Genomic DNA, 23,243 nt, shown 5'->3' on the forward strand with positions numbered 1-23,243 from the left:
CAAACGCGGTAGAATTGCGGGACGGAAACACCTTTGCCGGCGCATGTCCGCGCCGGTCTCAATGCGGAGTTCGGCAGCACGCAACTGCCGGGAGGAAGAGATGACGAAACTCGGATTTCAACTGTACAGCGCGCGCAACTATCAGCCCTTTTCGGGCGTGTTCAAAAAGCTCGCGGCCGCGGGTTATGGCGAGGTCGAGGGCTACGGCGCGCTTTATGACGATCTCGACGAGGCCGGCCTCGACCGGTTGGCCGCCGACCTCGAGGCAATCGGCCTGTCGATGCCGACCGGCCATTTCGGCCTTGCCATGCTGGAGACGGATCCCGACCGAGTCCTGGAGATTGCCTCCAGGTTGAAGATGGACAGCGTGTTCTGCCCGTTCCTCCTGCCCGACCAGCGGCCCGATACGGCCGCGGGGTGGAAGGAATTCGGCGCGCGGCTCGAGGCAGCCGGCAAACCCTTCCGCGACGCCGGCCTCGTCTTCGGCTGGCATAACCACAATTTCGAGTTCGAGCTTCTGCCCGACGGCACGGCGCCGATGCGTCACATCATGGCCGGCGGCCCGTCGCTTGCCTGGGAAGCCGATATCGCCTGGGTAATCCGCGGCGACGCCGATCCCTATTTCTGGATCGAGCTCTTCAAGGAGCGGATCACCGCCGTTCATGTGAAGGATATCGCCGAGGAAGGCGAGAACGAGGACGAGGATGGCTGGGCCGATGTCGGCTACGGCACGGTCGACTGGAAGGGCCTGATGAAGGTGCTGAAGTCGATGCCGATCAAGCATTACATCGTCGAGCATGACAATCCGAACGACATCGACCGGCTGATCGAGCGTTCGATCGCATCTTTCCAGACCTTCTGAACGAGGCAAACATGACCAAGGAACTGGGTGTCGGCATCCTCGGATGCGGCAATATTTCCGCGACCTATTTTTCGCTCGCGCCGATGTTCAAGGGGCTGAAAGTGCTGGCCTGCGCCGACATCAACGCTGCCGCGGCCAAGGCGCGGGCGGAGGAATACGGCGTCATCGCGCAAGGCGTCGACGAACTCTTCGCCAATGACGAGATCGACGTCGTCGTCAATCTCACCATTCCGGCGGCGCATTACGAAATGTCGCGGCGCGCGCTGGAAGCCGGCAAGCATGTCTATTCGGAAAAGCCGCTGGTGCTCTCCGTCGACGAGGGCAAGGAACTCGGGCGCTTCGCCGCAAAAAAGGGCCTCGCCGTCGGTTGCGCGCCGGATACGTTTCTCGGCGGCGCCCACCAGCGCGCCCGCAAATATATCGATGAGGGCGAAATCGGCCGGATCACCTCCGGCACCTGCCATGTGATGAGCGCGGGCATGGAGATGTGGCACCCGAATCCGGACTTCTTCTTCCTGCCCGGCGGCGGGCCGGTGCTCGATCTCGGGCCTTACTACATCGCCAATCTGATCAACCTGATCGGCCCGGTGAAGCGGGTTGCGGCGCTGACCTCAATGGCCAACGAAACCCGCACCATCACGTCCGAACCGCGCAAGGGCGAGATCATCCCGGTCAAGACACCGACCAACATTCATGCGCTTCTGGAATTCGAGAGCGGCGCGACGGTCTCGCTTGCGGCAAGCTGGGATGTCTTTGCCCATCGCCATTCCCCCATGGAGCTTTACGGAACGGAAGGCTCGCTGTTCGTGCCCGATCCGAATTTCTTCGGCGGAACGGTGGAGGCGGCCGGGCGCGACGGCGCCGTTGAGGTGCTGGACCTCGGCGATCATCCCTTCGGCAAGGCGAACCAGAACCTCGACAAGGGCGGGCGGGCAAACTACCGCACGGCGGGCTTGGCGGATATGGCGATGGCGCTGATCGAGGGGCGTGACGCCCGCTGTTCGCTCGAACGCGCGCTGCATGGGGTCGACGTGATGGCCGCGATCCTGAAATCGGGCGAAACCGGCGCTTTCGTGCCGCTGTCGACGACCTGCACCCAGCCGGCGGCCCTCGACGCCGAGGCGGCCGCGGCGCTTCTGCGGTAACAGGGCCTTATGCCTTGCCCTCAGGCGGAGCGTCGCTGCGGCGGCGTTCCGACCCTTCCGGCATGTCTCGCGCCTTCCGGCGTAAGGCCGGTCCATATCCGGAACGCCCGGTTGAAGGAATTCGGCTCGCTGAAGCCGAGAAGAAACGAGATCTCAGCCGACGGCAATGCCGTTGTCGTCAGATAGTGCCAGGCCAGGGACTCGCGCGTCTCCTGCAGTATCTGCTGGTAGGAGCAGCCTTCCGCCTCGATCCGTCTTTGCAGCGTGCGCTTGCTCAGAGAAAGCTTGGCCGCCACCGCCTCGATCGAGGCGAGCCCGCTTGGCAGGCCTTCCAGCAAGGCGGCCTTCACCCGTCTGACGGTCGTTGCGCCTTCCTCCAGATCGGCGAGCCGTTCACGCAGGCCTGGCTCGAATGCGTCCCACAGGCTTTCATTCGAGGTCAGGAAGGGGCGGGCGGCATCGCTTGCGGAGAAGGTCACGGCGTTGCGCGCGGCCGGTTTCATGCACGCGCCGAGAAAGTTTTCGAAGGGCCCGGCCTGGGCCGGCAGTGCGGTCGTTTCGACCTCGACCGGGTTGATCTGTTCGCGCGTGCCCATGCGCGCGAGCGTCACGGCAAAAAGCAGTTCGAACTGGATCATGCTTTGCGGCGGGCGGAATGGCGTATCAAGCCATGTCATCTCGACCGTCACACTATCCTCTGTTTCGATGAGGTCGAGGCGCATGGGCGCAATCAGCTTCTTGTAGGCCTTGATGCGGCCGAGCGCCACGCCGAGATTCGGGCTGCACAGGGCGGCGAACAGGGGCGGCGAGAAGGATTCGGCGCGGATGGCCCGGCAGAGTTTCAGGGGAAAGAGTCGGTCGTCCTGCGCGACCGCCTCCCAGAGACGATAGTAGTCCTCCGAGGCGAGCCGGAGGCCGGGACGCTGCAGAAGATCATCGGCAAGCCCGGCGCGCCTGAGGACGTCCGCCGGCACAAGGCCGAGATCCTTGAGCAGCGGACGCCACGTGGCGTCAAGCGCATAGCCGGTCGTCATCATATGTGGCTTCATCCCTCATAGAGCGCTTCCGCTCTTCCTGGAAACGCTTCGACCCATCAACGCATTCTGCATGATGCGGCGTCAGTTGCCCATGCCGAATTGCGCCTTGAGACCGCCGATGAAGGTCGCGTCATCGCTTGCAGCGCGCCTCTCGAGAATGACCACGGCATCATCGCCCGCGGCAAAACGCAGTTGCGGCGTTTCGTCGGTTGCCGCGCGATAGACCACTTCGGCGATGGTTTCCGGCGACGAGCCGTTTTCCATCATCGGCCCGATGGCCTCAAGCAGCGTGTTCACAACCGGCTGGTATTCCTCCAGCGCTGGATCATTGCTGAAGTCGAGGGAGCGGCCGGAAAAATCGGTCCGTATGCCGCCCGGCTCCACGATCTTCACGGATATGCCGAGGGGCTCCAACTCGAAATGCAGTGATTCCGACAGGCCTTCCACGGCGAATTTCGTACCGTGATAGAGCGCGCCGAGCGGAAAGGTCATCCGCCCGCCGATCGAGGAGATATTGACGATCACGCCGCTCTTCTGGGCGCGAAAGTACGGCAGCAGCGCCTTCGTCACCGCGATGAGGCCCATGACATTGACGTCGAACTGGCGGCGGGCCTTCTCGAGCGGCGTCGCCTCCAGTGGCCCGAAGGCGCCGTAGCCGGCATTGTTGACCAGCACGTCGATCGCCCCGAAGGCCGAAATGCCGGCCTCGACGGCTTTCTCGATCGACCTCTGGTCCTCCACGTCGAGGCGTGCGACGAGCGTGCGGTCGAGACGCGTCAGCTCGGTTTCCTTCTCGGGCGCGCGCATGGTCGCGACCACGTTCCAGCCCTTGACCTGGAACAGCCGCGCCGCAGCGCGGCCGAGGCCGCTCGACGTGCCGGTGATAAGAACGGTCCTTGTCATGATGTTTGCCTTTCCTGATCTCGACGGGAGATGGCAGGATAGCCGCCAGGGAAAGCGGCCGCATTGGCGGATGATGCCGTTCTTCAATCCGATCGCGCCAACCGATCCCTTCGGCTCGGTGGCCAAGAACATGGATCATTGCAGGCGAATGGACTATAGTCCGGCCTGGATTTTCCCAATGGCGGGCGGCCTTTTGCCGCGCGCTTTCTCCCACGAGCGCCTCTTTACGCGAAGGTTCCGTCCCGGAACCGGGGCGCCACGTCGAAATCAGGATGACAATAATGAGCTGGACACCGTCCGAAACCCGCTATGACACGATGAAATATAACCGCTGCGGCAATTCCGGCCTGAAACTGCCGGCGATCTCGCTGGGGCTCTGGCACAATTTCGGCGACGACACGCCGCGCGAGCGCAAGGTCGCGATCTGCCAGACGGCGTTTGACAGCGGCATTACCCATTTCGATCTCGCCAACAATTACGGCCCGCCGGCGGGCACCGCCGAGACGGCTTTCGGCTCGATCCTGAAGAAGGAGTTCGCCGGCCTGCGCGATGAAATGATCATCTCGTCAAAGGCGGGTTACGGCATGTGGCCGGGTCCCTATGGCGAATGGGGCAGCCGCAAATACATGATCGCCTCCTGCGACCAGAGCCTGAAACGGCTCGGTCTCGACTATGTCGACATCTTCTACTCGCACCGCTTCGATCCCGACACGCCGCTTGAGGAAACCATGCTGGCGCTCGACCATATCGTCCGTTCGGGGAGGGCGCTTTACGTGGGTATCTCGTCCTATAATTCGCTGCGCACCCGCGAGGCCTATGCGATCCTGAAGGAACTGAAAACGCCCTTCGTCATCCACCAGCCGAGCTATTCGATGATCAACCGCTGGGTCGAGGATGACGGGCTTCTCGATACGCTGGAGGAACTCGGCCTCGGCTCGATCGTGTTCTCGCCGCTCGCGCAGGGCATGCTGACGTCCAAATATCTGAACGGCATCCCTGAAGACAGCCGCGCCGCCCAGGGCAAGTCGCTGCAGCAGGCCTTCCTGAAGGACGAGACGATCGCCCATATCCGCGCGCTGAACGCGATCGCCGAGCGGCGCGGCCAGACGCTGGCGCAGATGGCGCTCGCCTGGGTGCTGCGCAAGGGCCGGGTAACGACGGCGCTGATCGGCGCGAGCCGTCCCGAACAGGTGACCGACTGCGTGGCAGCCCTCGACAATCCCGATTTCACCGATGCCGAACTGGCGGAAATCGATACCTACGCGCTCGACGCCAATATCAACATCTGGGCGAGATCGGCCGAGCGGAAAGGCCCCGAACGCAAGAAATAAAAAAAAAGCCTGCGGGTGGCAGCTACGACACCCGCAGGCCACTTCCCCCGACCATGCGCGTGCCCGGGGGAAGTCTTCATGGCGTTTTATTCGGCCACAAAGCAGTCGGTCAGATTGCCGGCCAGGTTTTCCAGCAGAACGAAGTAGAGGTCGGGTCCGTCTTCAAGGCCGGCGCCCAGGGGGTCGAGAATGCCGGTGCGGGCGTCGGTTCCCTCGATTACCGCGTCGATGATTTTCGGCGGGAATTGCGGTTCGGAGAAGACGCAGGCCGCTCCCAGTTCCGTCAGCTTTTCGTGGATTTCGCGAATGCGCTGGGCGCTCGGCGTCGCTTCCGGATTGACGGTGATCGAACCTGCCGCCTCGACGCCGAAGCGATGACCGAAATAGTGATAGGCGTCGTGGAAGACCACATAGGGTTTTGCCGGAACGCTGTCGATCTGGGCCTGGATGCCGGTGGTCAGTTCGTCGAGTCTGGTCTCCAGTTTCGCGGCATTGTCCGCATAGATTTCGGCGTTGGCGGGGTCGCGTTGAGACAGGGTTTCGGCCATGGCGGCGGCGAAGGCCCGTGCATTCACCGGATCGAGCCACATATGCGGGTCGACTTCTCCGTCATGATGGTGTCCGGCTTCTTCGTGCTCGTGCTCGTGCTCGTCTCCGGCTTCGACATGGTCGTCGTGGTCGTGCTCGGCATGCGCATCCTCGTCATGATCGTTGTGGCCTTCATGATCGTGGTCATGAACGTCGAAGGCGCCGCCCTCGCGCGGTTCCAGCGTTTCCACGCCGGGGGCTTCCTCCAGCTCGACGATCTCGGCATTGCCGCCGAGCGCCTCGAGCGGCTTGTCGAGGAAGTGCTCGAGCGCCGGTCCGATCCAGAACACGACGTCGGCCTCCTGCAGGGCGCGGGCCTCGGAGGGAGCCATGCTGTAGGTGTGCGGCGAGGCCGCGCCCTTGACCAGAAGCGTCGTCTCGGTCTCCGTTCCGGCCGTGATTGCAGTTGCCAGCGAATAGAGCGGCTTGATCGATGTGACCACCTTCAGGTTGTCGTCCGCGATGGCGGCGCCTGCGGCCGAAACGGCAACCGTTGCGAGAAGAAGCGTATGAAGGGATTTCATCAGGACCTCACTTGCATGGGAATGTAATGTTATTACATCAATTGCGTAATGCTATAACGTATGTCATAGAACGCCGCAAGACGGAGTTTTCACAAATTGACCAAGACCAATGACGAGGCCGGACTGCTGGTTTCGATGCAGGATGCCGGGATCAGGCGCGAGGGGCGCTTTCTGGTGCGCGGCGTCAGCTTCGATGTGCGCCGCGGTGAGATCGTCACCCTGATCGGGCCGAACGGCGCCGGCAAATCGACGAGCGCGAAGATGGCGATCGGCGTGTTCGAGCCGGACGAGGGCAGGGTGTGGCGCGCGTCCCGCCTGAAGATCGGCTATGTGCCGCAGAAGCTCAATATCGATCACTCGCTGCCGTTGACCGTCCGTCGGCTGATGACGGTCACGGGATCGCTGTCGCGCGCGGAGATCTCCGAGGCGCTGGAGGCGGTCGGCCTGTCTCATATGGAAGAGGCAAGCGTTCAAACCCTGTCGGGCGGCGAGTTCCAGCGGGCGCTTCTGGCCCGGGCAATCGCCCGCAGACCGGATCTGCTGGTGCTCGACGAACCGGTGCAGGGCGTCGACTATTCCGGCGAGATTGCGCTTTACGAGCTGATCTCGAAGATCCGTGACCGCCAGGACTGCGGCGTGTTGATGATTTCGCACGACCTGCATGTGGTGATGGCGCAGACCGATACGGTGGTCTGTCTCAACGGCCATGTCTGCTGCACGGGGACGCCGCAGGCCGTCAGCGGCAGCGAGGCCTATCAGGCGCTGTTCGGCGGGCGGGCATCGGGCGCGCTGGCACTTTACCGCCATCATCACGACCACACCCATATGCCGGACGGCCGGGTGCGCCATGCCGATGGCTCGTTGACCGACCATTGTCATCCGCAGGACGGTCACCACGCGCATCCTGACGGCGAGAAATCCCATGCTTGACGATTTCTTCACCCGCGCGCTGATTGCTGGCATCGGCGTTGCCCTGATGGCGGGGCCGCTCGGCTGCTTCATCATCTGGCGGAAGATGGCCTATTTCGGCGATACCATGGCGCACTCGGCATTGCTCGGCGTGGCGCTCTCGCTGCTCTTTGCCGTCAACCTCACCCTCAGCGTCTTCGTGGTCGCGACGGCGATTTCGGTCCTGCTCATTCTGCTGGAGCGCCGACGGGCGCTTTCCACCGACAGCCTGCTTGGCATTCTCGCCCATTCGACACTCGCCGTCGGGTTGGTGATCGTTTCCTTCCTCACCTGGGTCCGGGTCGACCTCATCAGCTTTCTCTTCGGCGACATCCTGTCGGTGACGCGTGCCGATATTGCCATCGTCTGGCTGGGTGGCCTGGTCGTCGTCGGCGCGATCATCGCCCTGTGGCGGCCGCTGCTCGCCGCGACCGTCTCGCCGGAAATCGCGCAGGCGGAAGGCCTGCGGCCCGAGACGGCGCGCTTTGTCTTCATGCTGCTGATGGCGCTGGTGATTGCGATCGCCATGAAGATCGTCGGCATCATGCTGATCACGTCGCTGCTGATCGTGCCGGCAGCGACCGCGCGCCGCTTTGCCCGGACGCCGGAGGCCATGGCGATGATCGCCTCGATGATCGGCGCTGTCTCGGTGGTGATGGGCCTTTACGCTTCGCTGTATTACGATACGCCCTCTGGACCCTCGATCGTCGTTGCCGCGATGCTGCTTTTCGTTGCCGGCCTGGCGCCTCTTGCAGTCCGACGCGCATGAAGGAGGTTTTCCGATGCCCATAGCCACCCGTAAATTGACGCGCAACCAGTCTCTCGTCTTCGATTGCCTTTCCGGCAGCGACGGGCCGCTCAGCGCCTACACCATCCTCGACAGGCTGAGGGATCACGGTTTCAAGGCGCCGCTTCAGGTCTATCGCGCGCTCGACAAACTCACCGATGCCGGCATGGTGCACCGGCTGGAGAGCATGAATGCCTATGTCGCCTGCGCCCATCCGGACGAGGACTGCACCCATCACGGCATGACCGCCTTTGCCATCTGCGAGGGGTGCGGCGCGGTGATCGAGTTCCATGCCCATGAAATCGAGCATGCGCTGGCGGCGCTGGCGCAGAGCAGGAAATTCAGGCCCGAGCGGATGACGGTGGAAATGCGCGGCCTGTGCGAGGCCTGCCGAAGCTGAATGGCATACGCGCCGGTCAGGAAGCTTTTTGCTCGGCCGTGCCGCTACCGCTTTTTGCCGCCGAAGGCTGCCGGTCTTCCTCGCCCGGATTGTCGAGAGAGGTCAGGTTGCGGCCTGCCTGTTTGGCCGCATAGAGCGCCCGGTCCGCCCGTATCAGCAGGCTGCGGGGTTCGTGATGCGTCCTGGAGGGGCGTTCGGTCGCAACGCCAATCGAGACGGAGAGCCGCTTCAGCGGACTTGTCGCATGCGGGATGTCGATCCGGGCGATGGCCTCGTGGATCCGGCCGGCCATTTTCAGCCCGCCATTTTCCTCGCAGTTCGGCAGCACCAGCGCGAATTCCTCGCCGCCGAAACGCGCCGGCAGGTCGCTTTCGGCGCGCGTGCTCGCCTTGAGCGCGGCGGCAACCTGCTTGAGGCACTCATCGCCGGCCGGATGGCCGTAGGTGTCGTTGTAGCCCTTGAAGTGATCGATATCGATCATCAGCAGGGTGAGAGGCTCGCCGCTGAACCGCGCCGTCTCCCAGCTTTGCCGCAGGCATTCGTCAAACAGGCGCCGGTTGGCAAGGTCGGTCAGCGCATCTGTGTTGGAGATATGATCGAGCGAGCGATACTCGCTCAAGAGCGCCTCGCCGCGCAGCTTCTCGCGCAGGTAAAGCAGGAAGATCTTTCGCTCAATGGTCTCGATCCGAAGGTTGGCGAGCAGCGTCAGCGTCGTCGTCGCCAGAAGAAAGATCAGCGGCGAGGTCTTCTCGTCGGAAGTGAGCGTCGGCAGAGGCAGGATGAAGTAGACGGCGATGGCGAAGTTGATCCCCGAGGCCAGAAGCGCCTGGGGCGGGCGCAGGGGCAGGGCGATATTGGCGATGACGGCGACGAGAATGAAGGTATAGGGCTCATAGCGCACGATCGGATTGCCGACCGTAACCAGCATCAACCCGGCTCCGAGCGAGGCGACGGAGATGCCGAGGATCGACATCAGTCCCGGCAGTCGCGTGTCGTGGCGCTGCGCGATCACCAGTGACAGCGCTGCCACCAGCACCCCGATAACGCCTGCCCGGATGATCGAGAGCTCCACAATCAGGTTCGGGCGGTAGACCAGGTCGACGATAACGAAGGCAAACAGAAAAGCGATGCCGACCAGCGCAGTGCGGACGATCTGGCGATGGCGGCTGGCGTGGATATGGGCATTGAACCGTTCTTCGAGTTCCGGCGGAAATGTCAGCACCCAGCCCTTGCGCGAAAGCTGCCTGCCGATCAATTCGTCAAGCGCCTGGTCGCGTTTCGGCAAGGTGATGAACGGCGACGGATTCATCCGGTTGAACCGCTTCCGATAACCGTGAGTTCGCGTTCGAACCGCTTCCAGTTTTCCTGATAGCTTGTCGCCGAGCGGCGCAGACCCTCGATTGAGGCCGCATCGAGCGTGCGCACCGCCTTCGCCGGAGCGCCGACGATAAGGCTGTTGTCGGGAAAGGTCTTGCCTTCCGTCACCAGGGCATTGGCGCCGACAAGGCAGTTGCTGCCGATAACCGCGCCGTTGAGAATGGTGGCGCCCATGCCCACGAGGCTGTTGTCGCCGATCGTGCAGCCGTGAATGATGGCGTGATGGCCGATCGTGCAGCCCCTGCCGATGGTCGCGGGCGCGCCCATGTCGGTGTGGATCATCACGCCGTCCTGTATGTTGCTGCCGGCGCCGATGGTGATCGGTTCGTTGTCGCCGCGCAGCACGGCCCTGAACCAGATACCGACATCGTCGCCGATGATGATGTTGCCGATCACCGCGGCATCGGGTGCGATCCAGAATGCGCCTTGCGCGGGAAGTGTCGGTCGGCGGTCGCCGAGCGCGTAAATCGTCAATTTCCGTCCTCCTGGGAAACGTGAGAGTATATCAGATCACGTCGAATGCAAGTTTTGCGACAGTGTCGATCGCGCAAACGATCCTGTCGCCGCGCGAAACCGGCCCCACCCCGGAGGGCGTTCCGGTCAGGATGATGTCGCCGGGCGCAAGCGTGACGTAGCGAGACAGTTCCGCGATGATTTCCGGCACTTTCCAGATCATCTGGCTGAGGTCGCCGCGCTGGGTTTCCGCGCCGTTGCGATAAAGCGTGATCGCGCCTGCGCCCGGATGGCCGATATCCGCAGCGCGCGCGATTTCGGATACCGGCGCCGAATGCTCGAAGGCCTTCGCCATCTCCCAGGGCCGGCCCTTCGCCTTGGCCTCGTCCTGGATATCGCGTCGCGTGAAATCCACTGCGACGCCATAGCCGTAGATACAGTCGAGAGCCTCCTCAAGGTTGATATCGCTGCCGCCGGCCTGGAGCGCCACATAACACTCGACCTCGTGGTGCACATTCGCCGAGCGGCTCGGATAGGGAAAGGAAAGGCCCGGCAGAAGCAGGTTATCGGGGTTTTTCTGGAAGAAGAACGGCGCTTCGCGATCAGGGTCGTGTCCCATTTCCACCGCATGGGCCGCGTAGTTGCGTCCGACACAATAGACGCGGCGAACGGGGAAGCGCTCTGCCAGTCCGATGATCGGAAGATTTGTGGCGGGCGGCGGAGGAAATACGGTTGCTGACATTGCCGGGCTTTCTTTCTGCTTCAGCGGTGCCTCGAGTTTTGTGCCATTCCGCGCTGCCGATCAAGCCGGCCGGCATCGTATAAAGGGATTGAGCAGGGGATGGTTAGCCTTTATGGACATTTTTTACTTGTAGTGACCGGGGCATTAACCGTACCAACGCCCCGATAGCGTGATGAGTACCCCCGAAAAGTTGTCGATGAAGCAGAGCTGCGGCGCCGCGAGGCGTTTTCGGCACGGGAGGCATCAACCGTCGTTCTTGCCGGATCATGAGAACGGGCGAAAAACCGGAAAGCGGGACAGCGACTGATGATAGAGAGTTTCGGTATTCTCGCGAGCATGCTGGAGAAAGTGGGTTTGGCCGCATTGGTCATTCTGACCTACCGCGCCATCCTGCGCTCTCGCTTGCCGTCGCTCTGGTCGGGGCCCGCGATCGGCGTCCTCTTCAGCTTTGGCGCAGCCATAACCATGATCGATCCGCTGGTGGTCGGTCCCGGCATCATCGTTGACATCCGCGTTGTCATGGTGGGCCTGGCCGCGCTTTTCGGCGGCTTCTGGGCGGCGCTGATTGCCTGCATCGTCGCCGTCGCCGTCAGAATATCCATTGGCGGCGCCGGCATGCTGCCCGGAACGGTCAGCATCATCATGGCCGCCGTCATCGCGCTCGTCTTCGTGCGCATTCGCGGCTCGAGGCGCGATCTTGGCAACCTTGCGCTTCTCGGGCTTGCGATTTCTCTCAGCCTTTCCAGCGTTCTTCTGATGCCGCTCGATTTCGTGATCAACACGGCGGCGAAGTCCTTGCCGGTGCTGATTGTCAGGAATGTGCTCGGCACGATGATTCTCGGCTATCTCCTGGCGATGGAAGAAAACCGCGAAGTCGAGCACAACACCTTCAAGGAGCTTGCCGAACGCGATGCGCTGACCGGCCTTTCCAACCGGCGGGCGCTGGAAGTGCTGGAGCGGCGCAATCCGAACCACGACACGACCGAACTCTTCTGCGTCATCATGTTCGACCTCGACCATTTCAAGACCGTCAATGATACGCACGGCCACAGTTTTGGCGATGCCGTGCTGGCGCGCTTTGCCGAAATCATTTCGCGGCGCATCCGCGGAAGCGACCTGGTGGTGCGTTACGGCGGCGAGGAGTTCTGCGTCATCCTCAATGATGCGCTCCTGAGCAATGCCGCGCGCATTGCAGAAGATATCAGGCAACAGCTTGCCGGCGAGGTTTTCGGCGGCGACGTCACCGTAACGGTCAGCGCCGGCGTCGCCCAGTCGTCCGAAGATGAGCCCTCGGTCTATCCGGTGATCAAGAATGCCGACAAGGCGCTTTACGAGGCCAAGCGCGATGGCCGCAATCGCGTGGCGATCCACGCGGAGTAGCCGCTCTTCGCTGTTCCGGGAGCCCCGCAGAACGAGAACCTTGCAGAAAAAAAAGCCCCGCGCCGGCGGGGCTTTTTCCGTTTCATGATCGTGCGACGCCCCTTCCTCAGGCCGCGCCGCTGCCCCAGGGGCCGTGATGGATGTCGAGGCCGTCGAGACGGTCGAACCCATGGGCGCCGAAGAAGTCGCGCTGTGCCTGGATCAGGTTGGCGGTGCCGCGCGACTGGCGATAGGCGTCGAAATAGGTGAGCGCCGAGGCGAGACCCGGAACCGGAAGGCCGGCGGAGGTCGCGGCGGCGACAATGCGGCGCAGCGACGGCAGGCACTCGTTGACCATGGCGGCAAAGGCAGGCGTTACGATCAGGTTGGCGACATCCGGCGTTTCGGAGAAAGCCTTGGTGATCTCGTCGAGGAACTGCGAACGGATGATGCAGCCAGCGCGCCAGATGCGGGCGATCTCGGGCATCGGCAGGTTCCAGCTGTATTCTTCCGATGCCGAGGCCATGACGTCGAAGCCCTGCGCGTAAGCCGCGATCTTGGCGGCGAAGAGCGCCAGTTCCAGGTCACGGTTGAGCCAGGGACCTGGCGGAATGCTGAATTCGAGCTCTTCCTTGTTGAACATCGGCTCGGCCGCCTTGCGCTCGCCGCGCATCGCCGAAAGGCAACGGGCGGCAACGGCGGCCTCGATCACCGTGGCCGGCACGGCAAGCTGCTGCGCCTCGATCGCCGACCAGCGGCCGGTGCCCTTCTGCCCGGCGGCATCGACGATGATGTCGGGCATGGCCTTGCCGGTTTCCGGATCGGTCGCCGTCAGCACCTTGGCGGTGATCTCGATCAGGAAGGAGTTCAGGCGGCCATTGTTCCATTCGCTGAAGACATGGGCGATTTCCGAGGCGCTCATGCCGACGCCGTCGCGCAGGATGCCGTAGATTTCGGCGATCATCTGCATGTCGGCATATTCGATGCCGTTATGGATGGTCTTGACGAAGTGGCCGGCGCCGTCCGGGCCAAGCCAGGCGCAGCACGGGTCGTCGGCATATTTCGCCGAGATCGAGGTCAACACTTTCTCGACGCGGGCATAGCTGTCTTCCGTGCCCCCGACCATGATCGAGGGACCGTGACGCGCGCCTTCCTCGCCGCCGGAAACGCCCATGCCGATAAATGTCAGGCCCGTGCCTTCCAGCTCCTGGAAGCGGCGGCGGGTGTCATGGAAATTCGCATTGCCGGCATCGATGATGATGTCGCCATTGCCGAGATAGGGGCGCAGCTTTTCGATTTCCTGATCGACCGGATCGCCGGCCTTGATCATGATGATGAGCGGTCGCGGCGGGCGGATGGCGGCCACGAATTCCGAAAGCGTTTCGGTCGGAACAATGTTTTTCTGAAGGTCGCCGGCGCCTGCGTAAAAGGCGCGCGTCTTGTCGACCGTGCGGTTGTAAACGGCGATTCTGTTGCCTTTTTCGGCAATGTTCAGGGCGAGGTTGGAGCCCATGACACCCAGACCAATCAGGCCGATTTCTGCTTTTTCCACGACATCACCTCTCGTGTTTGATGGTGGCCTTTTGTGGCATCGTGGCAGACAAACGGCAAGGCCGCGAGGCGCGGAACCGTCTATTTTCAGGAAGATGACCGAAAGTTTAGTGAAACTGACATAATATCGCGGGCCGGAAACGGCCTCTGCGGGCGGGCGGCGTTCAATCGGTTTGAGGCCGTAGTCCGGCAAAATCAAATAGCTTCGGATCGAGAAGATGCGATGGATTCGCATTGCAGAGCGCCCGCAGCATCACCTCCTTGCGGCCGGGCATGCGCGTCTCCATGTCGGCCAGCATCTTTTTCATGGCGTTGCGTTCCAACCCGTCCTGCGAGCCGCAGAGGTCGCAGGGTATGATGGGAAAGCGCATGGCCTCGGCAAAGCGCGCCAGATCGTCCTCGGCCGCATAGGCAAGCGGGCGAAGCAGCGTCAGGTCGCCGTCATCATTCAGGAGCTTCGCGGGCATGGTGGCAAGCCGGCCGCCGTGGAAGAGATTCATGAAGAAGGTTTCGAGGATATCCTCACGGTGATGGCCGAGGACGAGGGCGTCGCAGCCCTCCTCGCGTGCGATCCGGTAGAGATGGCCGCGCCGGAGCCTGGAGCAGAGCGAGCAGTAGGTGGAGCCCGGCGCAAGCTTGTCGGTGACGATCGAATAGGTGTCCTTGTACTCGATCCGGTATTTGATCCCGAGGCTTTCGAGATAGTCGGGCAGGACATGTTTGGGAAAGTTCGGCTGGCCCTGATCGAGATTGCAGGCGATCAGTTCGACCGGCAACAGCCCGCGCCATTTCAGCTCCATCAGCACGGCGAGAAGTCCGTAACTGTCCTTGCCGCCGGAAAGCGCGACCAGCCAGCGCTTTTGGCCTTCAAGCATGGAAAAGTCGGAGATCGCCTGACGCACCTGCCGCAACAGCCGCTTGCGCAACCGCTGGAAGCTGACCGAGGAGGGCGCATCGGCAAACAGCGCGCGGAAGGCACTGTCTTCCGGCGTGATCTCGTCGAGGGTCTCTGCGTCGCTCATGGTGTCGTTTCTTTCATTCAGCATTTGCATCGCCGGCCGTTCCGCTCAGGTGCCGAACACCGACCAGCCGGTGCGCGCGGCCAGCATTTCCAGCGCAATGCTGCCAAGCAGAGAATTGCCGGTCTCGTCAAGCCCCGGCGACCAGACGGCGATCGAGGCCCTGCCGGGGGCAACGGCGAGAATGCCGCCGCCGACGCCCGATTTGCCAGGCAGGCCGACCCGGAAGGCGAAATCGCCGGAGCCGTCATAATGGCCGCAGGTCAGCATGATCGCGCTGATGCGCCGTGCGCGCCTGGGCGAAACGACGGAAAAGCCCGTCAGCGGATTGGTACCGCGATTGGCAAGGAACAGGCCGGCATGGGAAAGCTGGACGCAGTTCATGGCAAGCGCGCATTGGTGAAAATAGACGCCGAGCACATGGTCGACGGGGTGTTCAAGATTGTCGAAGCCGCGCATGAAATTGGCGAGCGCGAAGTTGCGATAGCCGGTGCGCTGCTCGGATCGGGCCACCGCCTCGTCAATATAGAGGCTCTCGTCATTGGCGACATAATGCATGAAACGCAGGAACTCGCCGATTGCCTCGCGCGGGCGGTGGCCGGCCAGCACGATGTCGGAGACCACGATGGCGCCGGCATTGATGAAGGGATTGCGGGGGATGCCGTGCTCGTGCTCCAGCTGGATGATCGAGTTGAAGGCCGAACCCGAGGGCTCGCGCCCGACGCGGCGCCAGATCGTCTCGCCCACCTTGCCGAGCGCCAGCGTCAGCATGAACACCTTGGAAATGCTCTGCACCGAGAAGGCGGTCTCCGCGTCACCGGCGCGATAGGTCTTGCCGTCGACGGTAGTGATCGCGATGCCGAGCTGCTTCGGATCCACCTTGGCGAGTTCGGGAATATAGTCGGCCACCTTGCCCTCGCCGAGCCTGGGGCTGAGATCGCGCACAATGTCGTCGGCAATGGCCTGCAGGTCCATGGTCGTCCTCTCGGGGTTTGATACCCACACTAAACGCAACATGCACCAGACAAAAGAAAAGCCGCCCCGGAGGAGCGGCTTTTCGAAGTGCAATCCGCGTGAGAAAAATCAGCGCGAATAGAATTCGACGACGAGGTTCGGTTCCATGATGACCGGGTAGGGGATATCGGCAAGCGCCGGAACCCGTACGTAGGTCGCAACCATCTTGGAATGATCGGCGTCGATATATTCCGGAACGTCGCGCTCGGCGAGCTGGGTTGCCTCGAGAACGCTGGCAAGCTGCTTGGAGCGCTCGCGAACCTCGATGACGTCGCCCGGCTGGCAGCGGTAGGAACCGATGTTGACCCTGGTGCCGTTGACCGTGACGTGGCCATGGTTGACGAACTGACGGGCAGCAAAGACCGTCGGAACGAACTTGGCGCGGTAGACGATCGCGTCGAGGCGGCTTTCCAGCAGGCCGACCAGGTTTTCACCGGTGTCGCCCTTGCGGCGGTTGGCTTCCTCGAAGATGGCCAGGAACTGCTTTTCGCGCAGTTCGCCGTAATAGCCCTTCAGCTTCTGCTTGGCGCGCAGCTGCACGCCGAAGTCGGAGAGCTTGCCCTTGCGGCGCTGGCCGTGCTGGCCGGGGCCGTATTCGCGGCGATTGACCGGGGACTTGGGACGGCCCCAGATGTTTTCGCCCATACGGCGGTCGATTTTATGCTTGGACGATTCGCGCTTGCTCATCGTATTTCCTTTAAGTCATAACAAAAGAACCGACCTTCGCCGGCTCCAAGGAAACACGCCCTCCTTTGGTTCCTCCCGAGGGAAGATCCTGACAGGTTTTCGCGGAAAAAAGCGCCCGGAAAACCACGGGACATGTCGGTGAAACATCGGCCCAAGGCCGTTGTTGGCGCGGAGATAGTCGGGTTTCTTGAAAATGTCAACGACAAAGCGCGACGCTTTGGCCCTCCGGCCATGGACTTTGCGGGCTCGGGCGTGATTTAACCGGTGTCAGTTTATGCCAAAGGGATTTCAGCAGATGAATTTGACTTCCGAAACGCTCGACGCCATCGCCGGGCTGATGCGCGACGCCGCAAAGCAGGAGATCCTGCCGCGCTTTCGCAAGCTGGGCGACGAGGATGTGGCGGAAAAGACCGAGGCCAGCGACCTCGTCACCATTGCCGATACCGCCGCGGAGCGGGTGATCAAGGCCGGCATCGAGAAGATCCTGCCGGAAGCCGTCTTCATCGGCGAGGAGGGCGTCGCCGCCGATCCGTCGCTGCTTGACAAGCTGAAGGATGCCGAGCTTGCCGTGGTCGTCGATCCGATCGACGGCACGTTCAACTTTGCCCACGGCATCTCCGCTTTTGGCGTCATGGTCGCGGTCGTCTCCAGGGGCGAGACGGTGGCCGGTCTGATCTACGATCCGATGGGCGATGATTTCATGATCGCGGAAAAGGGCGGCGGCACATGGCTGAAGCGGGCCGACGGCTCGTCGAGCCGGATGAAGGTTGCCGCTCCCGTCGCGCTTCCGGAAATGCTTGGCACGGCCTCGGTCGCCTTCATGCCGAACGAGAAGCGGGCCAAGCTGATGGCGAACACCGTGAAGCTGCGCTTTGCCGCAAGCTACCGCTGCGCGGCGGTGGAATACCGAGCCTTTGCCGCCGGCGGCCTGCATTTCATCACCTATTTTAAGCTGATGCCCTGGGACCATTTGGCCGGCGTGCTGATCGGCCAGGAGGCGGGCGGCTACATCGCCCGCTATGACGGCTCGCCCTACCGTCCCGACCACCTCGACGGCGGCATTCTCGGCGCGCCGGACGAGGAGAGCTGGCGGGAGCTGCGGGAGAAGGTCTTCACGCTTTAGCAAATTTCGATCCGCCTGGTCCGGTGTATCGCGAAAGCATTGCTAAACGGCATGATTTATGTTGATATCAACATAAATCATGCCGTTGCGAGGAGGACCGGAGATGACTGATGGATTGATACCTGCCGAGGAACTGGCGGGCAGGAACAAGGCGCGCTTCCCGAACGAGAGCGAAGCCTATCGCGAGGCGCGCAATGCGCTTCTGGTGGAGGAGATCAGGCTGAGGCGTCAAAATGAGGCCGTCGCGGCGCTGCGCCGGCAATTGCCGGCGGGCGGCGAGGTTCCGCGCGACTATCCCTTTGTCGGGCCGTCAGGCGAGGTGACCCTTTCCAGCCTGTTCGGCGACAAGGACACGCTGGTCATCTACAGTTTCATGTTCGGGCCGCAGCGCGCGGCTCCGTGCCCCATGTGCACATCTCTGATCGCCGCCTGGGAGGGCAAGATCGAGGATTTCCGGCAGCGCGTCAGCGTGGCCGTCGTCGCGCGTTCGCCGATCGAACGGCTGCTGCAATGGAAGATCGACCGAGGCTGGAAGCAGATCCCGTTCTATTCGGATACGGAAGGGGCCTACACGCGCACCTATGTCAGCGCCGAGGATGGGGACCAGCCGGGCTTTGCGGTGTTCACGCGACGCGACGGGACGATCCATCATTTCTGGAGCGAGGAAATGACCAATGACATGGCCGATCCGGGCCAGGACCCGCGCGGGGCGGACGAGATGGACCCGCTCTGGGTTTTGCTTGACCTGACGCCCGAAGGCAGGGGAGCGGACTGGTATCCGAGCCTCTCCTATTGCGGCTGCTCCGCCGGGAACGGCGGTTAGACCGCCGTACATCCATTCGGACGGAAAAAAGACGGTCTAACCTTTTGAAACGACGCTTCCGGGAAAACCGGTATCCACTTTTCCCGGAAGCGCTTTCGTTCATTGTCATGGCGCAACCGAGGCTGAAAACATGTCTCAGTGCCGCAATTGTGCAAGCGCCGTCAGACTTCGGGGTTATGCGGCTGCATCAGCTTGCCTTTTTCCGCAATCAGCGTGAAGCCGAGGGCGATGACGCCGAAGATGAAGAAACCGGCGATCATCGGCGTCGTTGTGCCGTTGAAGGAAAGGCCGATCACCGCCCCGAGCAGCGCTGAGCCTGCCGTGCTGGCGAAGCCGAGGATCGAGGACGCCGCGCCCGCCACATGGCCGAGCGGCTCCATCGCCAGCGCGTTGAAGTTCGGCGCGATCCAGCCGAACTGGAACCAGGCGATGGCGAAGATGACGTAGAAGACGAAGAACGGCATGGCGCCGGCAAACATCAGGTCGATCGCCAGCCAGACGCCGTTGGTCACAACGAAGCCGATCAACGCGCCGTGCGAAAGCCTGCGCATGCCGATCCTGCCGACAATCCGCGAATTGGCGAGCGAGGAACCCGCCATGATGATGCCGATGCCGGCAAAGGCGAGGGGGAACAGCGTGCCGAGCCCGTAGATGTCGACATAGACCTGCTGCGCCGAGGTCACGAAGCCGAAGATGCAGGCCATGATGAAGGTGGTCGCAAGCGTGTAGAACAGCGCAACGCGGTTGCTCAGCACATAGGCGAAACTGTGCAGCACCGCCTTCGGCGTCAGTTCGATCACGTCTTCGGGGTGCTGGGTTTCCGGCAGGCGGAACGTGACCCAGAAGAAATTGCCGAGCGCTGCGAGCCCGAGGAACACGAAGACCAGATGCCAGTCGCCGAACAGCATGATCGTCTGGCCGATCGACGGCGCGATCACCGGAATGATCATGAAGACCATCATGATCAGCGACATGATCTCGGCCATCTTGCGGCCGCCGTAAAGGTCGCGCACGACCGCGACGGAGATGACGCGGGTTGCCGCCGCACCGAGCCCCTGACAGAAGCGCACCACAAGCATCATGGTGAAGCTTGGTACGAAGGCACAGAAAACCGCGCCGATGAAATAGATCACCAGGCCGACAAGCAGCGGCAGCTTGCGCCCGAACCGGTCCGCCAGAGGGCCATAGGCAAGCTGCGCCACGCCGAAGCCCAGCACATAGGACGTGATGATGAACTGATGCTGGTTTTCGGCCTCGACGCCGAGGCTGGCGCCGATCTGCTTGAGGCCCGGCAGCATGATATCGATGGCCAGCGCGTTGAGCGCCATCAGCCCCGCCATCATCGCGACCAGCTCCCATTTGCCGGGCGCCTTGCGCACCAGAGGTCCCGCACTTTGTAATGTCTCTGTCACAACAATTAATCCTGAAAGCAAAATAAGGCGCCGCATGCGCGACGCCCGTTCCTGAAGGTCTGCAAAATGCTGTCCGGGCAGCCGCATGGGCGCCTGCCCGTCGGGAAAAACCCTGCCGGTGACCGGCGCCTATGCCGCGCCGCGCACCGCCACGCCCTTGGAGGACAGATGTTCCTGCAGCTCTCCGGCCTGAAACATCTCGCGCACGATATCGCAGCCGCCGACGAACTCGCCCTTCACGTAAAGCTGGGGAATGGTCGGCCAGTTGGAATAATCCTTGATTCCCTGGCGCAGATCGCCGTCGGCCAGCACGTTGATGCCTTTGTAGTCGACGCCGAGATAGTCGAGAATCTGCACGACCTGTCCGGAGAAACCGCACTGCGGAAACTGCGGGGTTCCCTTCATGAAGACGACGACGTCGTTCCCGTCGACTTCGCTTTTGATGTAGGTGTTGATGTCACTCATGGGCAATCCTTTCACATACGGGTTCAAGGTCCGCAGCGTTTATTTGCTTTCAGCATATAATCGATCGATTGACAACCGCCAAGTCCAAAGCATGTGAAACCGGCAGAAATCAATCATTGCCGGCATTCATCGTAAACCGCCGGCGGGCTCCGCTATTGCGGAGCCGATGTCTGAAGGGCCAGCGCATGCAGCACGCCGCCCATATTCCCCTTCAGGGCGTCGTAGACCATCTGATGCTGCTGCACCCTGGTCTTGCCCCTGAAGCTTTCCGACACGACCTCGGCGGCGAAATGATCGCCGTCGCCCGCCAGATCCCTGATCGTGACCGTGGCGTCGGGAATGGCTGCCTTGATCATGTCTTCGATTTCGCCCGCGCTCATTGCCATGCTCAGTGCTCCTCGTTTGCCGCCGGTTCTTCCGCCGACGGGCCGTTGCCGCCTGCCGCGGACATGAAGCGAGGGAACCACATTTCGTGGGTCTCGCGCAACTCCCCGACGGAGAGGGAAATGAGATCATCGATCTCGAGCGCGTCACCCTCGACCTTGCCGAGACGGCGGAACTGCACGCCGCTGCCTTCCGCCGAAGCGCAGACGAAGTTGCCGTATTCGGCGGGCACCGTGATCACATAGCGGGCCTGATCCTCGCCGAACAGCAGGGCATGGGGCAGGCCGCGCGCCTGTTCGACGCTCAGCTTCATGCCCTTGTCGGCGGCCATGCACATTTCGGCAAGCGTGACGGCCAGGCCGCCGGCGGAAATATCGTGGCAGGCTGTGACCTGGCCGTTGGTGATGGCCGAGCGGACGAAATTGCCGTTGCGGCGCTCGACATAGAGATCGACCGTCGGCGCCGGACCGTCGATGAGGCCGAGAACGTCGCGCATATAGGCGGTTGCGCCGAGGTGTTCGCCGTCGGCGCCGATGAGAATTACATGGTCGCCTTCCGAAAAGGAACCGATTCGCGCCATCTTGCGCCAGTCTGCAATCAACCCGACACCGCCGATGGTCGGCGTCGGCAGGATCGCCTCGCCATTGGTTTCGTTGTAAAGCGAGACGTTGCCGGAAACGATCGGAAAGTCGAGCGCGCGGCAGGCCTCGCCGATGCCCTCGATCGCCTTGACGAACTGGCCCATGATCTCCGGCTTCTCCGGATTGCCGAAATTGAGATTGTCGGTTGCCGCAAGCGGCTCCGCGCCGGTGGCGGTGATGTTGCGCCAGCATTCGGCAACCGCCTGCTTGCCGCCCTCGAAGGGGTCGGCCTCGACGTAATGCGGGGTCACGTCGCAGGAAAAGGCGAGTGCCTTCACCGGGTGGCCGTCGACGCGCACGACGCCGGCATCGCCGCCGGGGATCTGCAGCGAATTGCCCTGGATCAGGGTGTCATACTGCTCATAGACCCAGCGCCGGCTCGACTGGTTCGGACCGCCGATGATTTTCAGAAGCGCGGCGTTATAGTCATTCGGCGCCTCGACGAGATGGGCGGGCAGTTCGCCGCGCCTGTCCGGCTCGCGCCATGGGCGGTCATATTCCGGCGCCTCGTCGCCCAGTTCCTTGATCGGCAGGTTGGCAACCTCCTCGCCCCGGTGCAGCACGCGGAACCGCAAATCGTCGGTGGTCTTGCCGACGATGGCGAAATCAAGACCCCATTTGCGGAAGATCGCCTCGGCTTCCTCTTCCTTTTCCGGGTCGAGCACCATGAGCATGCGCTCCTGGCTTTCCGACAGCATCATCTCGTATGCCGTCATTTCCGTTTCGCGCACCGGCACGCGGTCGAGATCGAGCTCGACGCCGAGATTGCCCTTGGCGCCCATCTCGACGGCCGAGCAGGTGAGCCCCGCAGCGCCCATGTCCTGGATTGCGATCACCGCCCCGGTCTGCATCAGTTCCATGCAGGCTTCCAGAAGGCATTTTTCGGTGAAGGGGTCGCCAACCTGCACGGTCGGGCGCTTTTCCTCGATATCCTCGTCGAATTCGGCGGATGCCATGGTCGCGCCGCCAACCCCGTCGCGACCGGTCTTTGCGCCGAGATAGACGACCGGCAGGCCGACGCCCTTGGCTTCCGAGTAAAAGATCGCGTCAGATCGTGCGATGCCTGCGGCAAAGGCGTTGACCAGATTGTTGCCGTTGTAGCGGGCGTCGAACTCCACTTCGCCGCCGACCGTCGGCACGCCGAAGGAATTGCCGTAGCCGCCGACGCCGGCAACGACGCCGGAGACGAGGTGCCGGGTCTTTGGATGGTCCGGCGCGCCGAAGCGCAGCGCATTCATGGCCGCAACCGGGCGCGCGCCCATGGTAAAGATGTCGCGCAATATGCCGCCGACCCCGGTCGCCGCCCCCTGATAGGGCTCGATATAGGAGGGGTGGTTGTGGCTTTCCATCTTGAAGACGACGCAGTCGCCGTCATCGATGTCGACGATGCCGGCATTTTCGCCCGGCCCCTGGATAACCCGCCGCCCGGTGGTCGGCAGCGTCCTCAGCCAGCGTTTGGATGATTTGTAGGAGCAGTGCTCGTTCCACATCGCGGAGAAAATACCGAGTTCGGTGAAGCTCGGCTCGCGGCCGATAAGCTCCAGAACCCGCTCGTATTCGTCCGGCTTCAGTCCGTGGGCTTCGACGAGTTCAGGCGTGATCGCCTGAGTGTTGGAAAGTGTCATGAGACAAGAGCATCCCGCATTGGTTTTCGACGTTCGGCGCTTT

The 23,243-nt window shown here is 62.5% G+C and carries 23 protein-coding genes; 9 read left to right on the plus strand and 14 right to left on the minus strand.

Annotated elements, in window-relative coordinates:
* The first annotated feature begins 100 nt into the window (after positions 1–100).
* Together JET14_RS07235 and JET14_RS07240 are read left to right on the plus strand one after the other, a co-directional pair.
* Positions 101–862, plus strand: coding sequence for a sugar phosphate isomerase/epimerase family protein (locus JET14_RS07235; protein ID WP_200337426.1), 762 nt, complete (start codon positions 101–103; stop codon positions 860–862).
* Positions 863–873: 11 nt separating this feature from the next.
* Positions 874–2,007 carry a Gfo/Idh/MocA family protein gene (locus JET14_RS07240; protein WP_200337427.1) on the plus strand — a complete coding sequence of 378 codons (1,134 nt, stop codon included), beginning with the start codon at positions 874–876 and terminating at the stop codon, positions 2,005–2,007.
* A gap of 20 nt (positions 2,008–2,027) precedes the next feature.
* Here the strand turns inward: JET14_RS07240 and JET14_RS07245 are convergent, their stop codons facing one another.
* On the minus strand, positions 2,028–3,044 hold the full coding sequence (locus tag JET14_RS07245; RefSeq protein ID WP_200337428.1) for an AraC family transcriptional regulator: 1,017 nt from the start codon (positions 3,042–3,044) through the stop codon (positions 2,028–2,030).
* Between the two features lie 81 nt (positions 3,045–3,125).
* Positions 3,126–3,947: an SDR family oxidoreductase gene (locus tag JET14_RS07250; RefSeq protein WP_200337429.1), complete on the minus strand. Its 822-nt coding sequence runs from the start codon at positions 3,945–3,947 to the stop codon at positions 3,126–3,128.
* A 281-nt stretch (positions 3,948–4,228) separates the two neighbouring features.
* Between JET14_RS07250 and mgrA the strand changes: the two genes are divergently transcribed.
* Positions 4,229–5,278 carry an L-glyceraldehyde 3-phosphate reductase gene (gene mgrA, locus JET14_RS07255; RefSeq protein ID WP_200337430.1) on the plus strand — a complete coding sequence of 350 codons (1,050 nt, stop codon included), beginning with the start codon at positions 4,229–4,231 and terminating at the stop codon, positions 5,276–5,278.
* Between the two features lie 86 nt (positions 5,279–5,364).
* Here the strand turns inward: mgrA and JET14_RS07260 are convergent, their stop codons facing one another.
* The gene (locus tag JET14_RS07260) at positions 5,365–6,390 is read right to left on the minus strand and encodes a zinc ABC transporter substrate-binding protein (RefSeq protein WP_200337431.1); all 1,026 of its coding nucleotides are present in this window, start codon (positions 6,388–6,390) and stop codon (positions 5,365–5,367) included.
* 135 nt (positions 6,391–6,525) lie between these two features.
* On the opposite strand from JET14_RS07260, the gene JET14_RS07265 reads away from it, so the two are divergent.
* Genes JET14_RS07265 through JET14_RS07275 form a run of 3 tightly spaced genes read left to right on the plus strand, consistent with a single transcriptional unit; the run spans position 6,526 to position 8,525 of the window.
* Positions 6,526–7,320, plus strand: a complete 795-nt coding sequence (locus JET14_RS07265) for an ATP-binding cassette domain-containing protein (RefSeq protein WP_200338014.1) — start codon at positions 6,526–6,528, stop codon at positions 7,318–7,320.
* Positions 7,313–8,107 (plus strand): metal ABC transporter permease, encoded by a 795-nt coding sequence (locus tag JET14_RS07270; RefSeq protein ID WP_200337432.1) that lies wholly within the window; start codon positions 7,313–7,315, stop codon positions 8,105–8,107. The genes JET14_RS07265 and JET14_RS07270 overlap by 8 nt, the downstream gene beginning before the upstream one ends.
* A gap of 19 nt (positions 8,108–8,126) precedes the next feature.
* A complete protein-coding gene (locus tag JET14_RS07275) occupies positions 8,127–8,525 on the plus strand; it encodes a Fur family transcriptional regulator (RefSeq protein ID WP_024708025.1) in 399 nt (132 codons plus the stop codon).
* Between the two features lie 16 nt (positions 8,526–8,541).
* Here JET14_RS07275 and JET14_RS07280 read toward each other — a convergent pair whose 3' ends face one another.
* The 3 genes from JET14_RS07280 to JET14_RS07290 are packed head-to-tail and all read right to left on the minus strand — an operon-like array spanning position 8,542 to position 11,097.
* Positions 8,542–9,834, minus strand: a complete 1,293-nt coding sequence (locus JET14_RS07280) for a GGDEF domain-containing protein (RefSeq protein ID WP_200337433.1) — start codon at positions 9,832–9,834, stop codon at positions 8,542–8,544.
* Positions 9,831–10,376 carry a gamma carbonic anhydrase family protein gene (locus tag JET14_RS07285; protein ID WP_200337434.1) on the minus strand — a complete coding sequence of 182 codons (546 nt, stop codon included), beginning with the start codon at positions 10,374–10,376 and terminating at the stop codon, positions 9,831–9,833. The genes JET14_RS07280 and JET14_RS07285 overlap by 4 nt, the downstream gene beginning before the upstream one ends.
* Before the next feature lie 31 nt (positions 10,377–10,407).
* The gene (locus tag JET14_RS07290) at positions 10,408–11,097 is read right to left on the minus strand and encodes a fumarylacetoacetate hydrolase family protein (RefSeq protein WP_200337435.1); all 690 of its coding nucleotides are present in this window, start codon (positions 11,095–11,097) and stop codon (positions 10,408–10,410) included.
* A gap of 306 nt (positions 11,098–11,403) precedes the next feature.
* Here JET14_RS07290 and JET14_RS07295 point away from each other — a divergent pair, with 306 nt between their 5' ends.
* Positions 11,404–12,477: a GGDEF domain-containing protein gene (locus tag JET14_RS07295; protein WP_200337436.1), complete on the plus strand. Its 1,074-nt coding sequence runs from the start codon at positions 11,404–11,406 to the stop codon at positions 12,475–12,477.
* Positions 12,478–12,583: 106 nt separating this feature from the next.
* On the opposite strand, the gene gndA is transcribed toward JET14_RS07295, so the two are convergent.
* The 4 genes from gndA to rpsD form a co-directional block, all read right to left on the minus strand.
* Positions 12,584–14,008, minus strand: a complete 1,425-nt coding sequence (gene gndA / locus JET14_RS07300) for an NADP-dependent phosphogluconate dehydrogenase (protein WP_200337437.1) — start codon at positions 14,006–14,008, stop codon at positions 12,584–12,586.
* A gap of 163 nt (positions 14,009–14,171) precedes the next feature.
* Entirely contained in the window at positions 14,172–15,029 is an 858-nt protein-coding gene (ttcA, locus tag JET14_RS07305; RefSeq protein WP_246750548.1) for a tRNA 2-thiocytidine(32) synthetase TtcA, read from the minus strand.
* Between the two features lie 45 nt (positions 15,030–15,074).
* A complete protein-coding gene (locus JET14_RS07310) occupies positions 15,075–16,001 on the minus strand; it encodes a glutaminase (RefSeq protein ID WP_200337439.1) in 927 nt (308 codons plus the stop codon).
* A gap of 108 nt (positions 16,002–16,109) precedes the next feature.
* Positions 16,110–16,727, minus strand: coding sequence for a 30S ribosomal protein S4 (gene rpsD / locus JET14_RS07315; protein WP_200337440.1), 618 nt, complete (start codon positions 16,725–16,727; stop codon positions 16,110–16,112).
* A gap of 295 nt (positions 16,728–17,022) precedes the next feature.
* Between rpsD and JET14_RS07320 the strand changes: the two genes are divergently transcribed.
* Complete coding sequence (locus tag JET14_RS07320) at positions 17,023–17,850, plus strand: inositol monophosphatase family protein (protein ID WP_200337441.1); 828 nt, start codon at positions 17,023–17,025, stop codon at positions 17,848–17,850.
* A gap of 103 nt (positions 17,851–17,953) precedes the next feature.
* A complete protein-coding gene (locus JET14_RS07325; RefSeq protein WP_200337442.1) occupies positions 17,954–18,673 on the plus strand; it encodes a DUF899 family protein in 720 nt (239 codons plus the stop codon).
* A gap of 161 nt (positions 18,674–18,834) precedes the next feature.
* Here JET14_RS07325 and JET14_RS07330 read toward each other — a convergent pair whose 3' ends face one another.
* The 4 genes from JET14_RS07330 to purL all read right to left on the minus strand — a co-directional run bounded on the left by JET14_RS07330 (position 18,835) and on the right by purL (position 23,200).
* Positions 18,835–20,085, minus strand: a complete 1,251-nt coding sequence (locus tag JET14_RS07330; protein WP_246750549.1) for a multidrug effflux MFS transporter — start codon at positions 20,083–20,085, stop codon at positions 18,835–18,837.
* 129 nt (positions 20,086–20,214) lie between these two features.
* Complete coding sequence (gene grxD / locus JET14_RS07335; RefSeq protein ID WP_200337444.1) at positions 20,215–20,550, minus strand: Grx4 family monothiol glutaredoxin; 336 nt, start codon at positions 20,548–20,550, stop codon at positions 20,215–20,217.
* Between the two features lie 152 nt (positions 20,551–20,702).
* A complete protein-coding gene (locus tag JET14_RS07340) occupies positions 20,703–20,936 on the minus strand; it encodes a BolA/IbaG family iron-sulfur metabolism protein (protein ID WP_036237030.1) in 234 nt (77 codons plus the stop codon).
* A gap of 2 nt (positions 20,937–20,938) precedes the next feature.
* The gene (gene purL, locus JET14_RS07345; protein ID WP_200337445.1) at positions 20,939–23,200 is read right to left on the minus strand and encodes a phosphoribosylformylglycinamidine synthase subunit PurL; all 2,262 of its coding nucleotides are present in this window, start codon (positions 23,198–23,200) and stop codon (positions 20,939–20,941) included.
* Positions 23,201–23,243 lie beyond the last annotated feature (43 nt).

The sequence above is a fragment of the Martelella lutilitoris genome (assembly GCF_016598595.1).
GTDB lineage: Bacteria > Pseudomonadota > Alphaproteobacteria > Rhizobiales > Rhizobiaceae > Martelella > Martelella lutilitoris_A.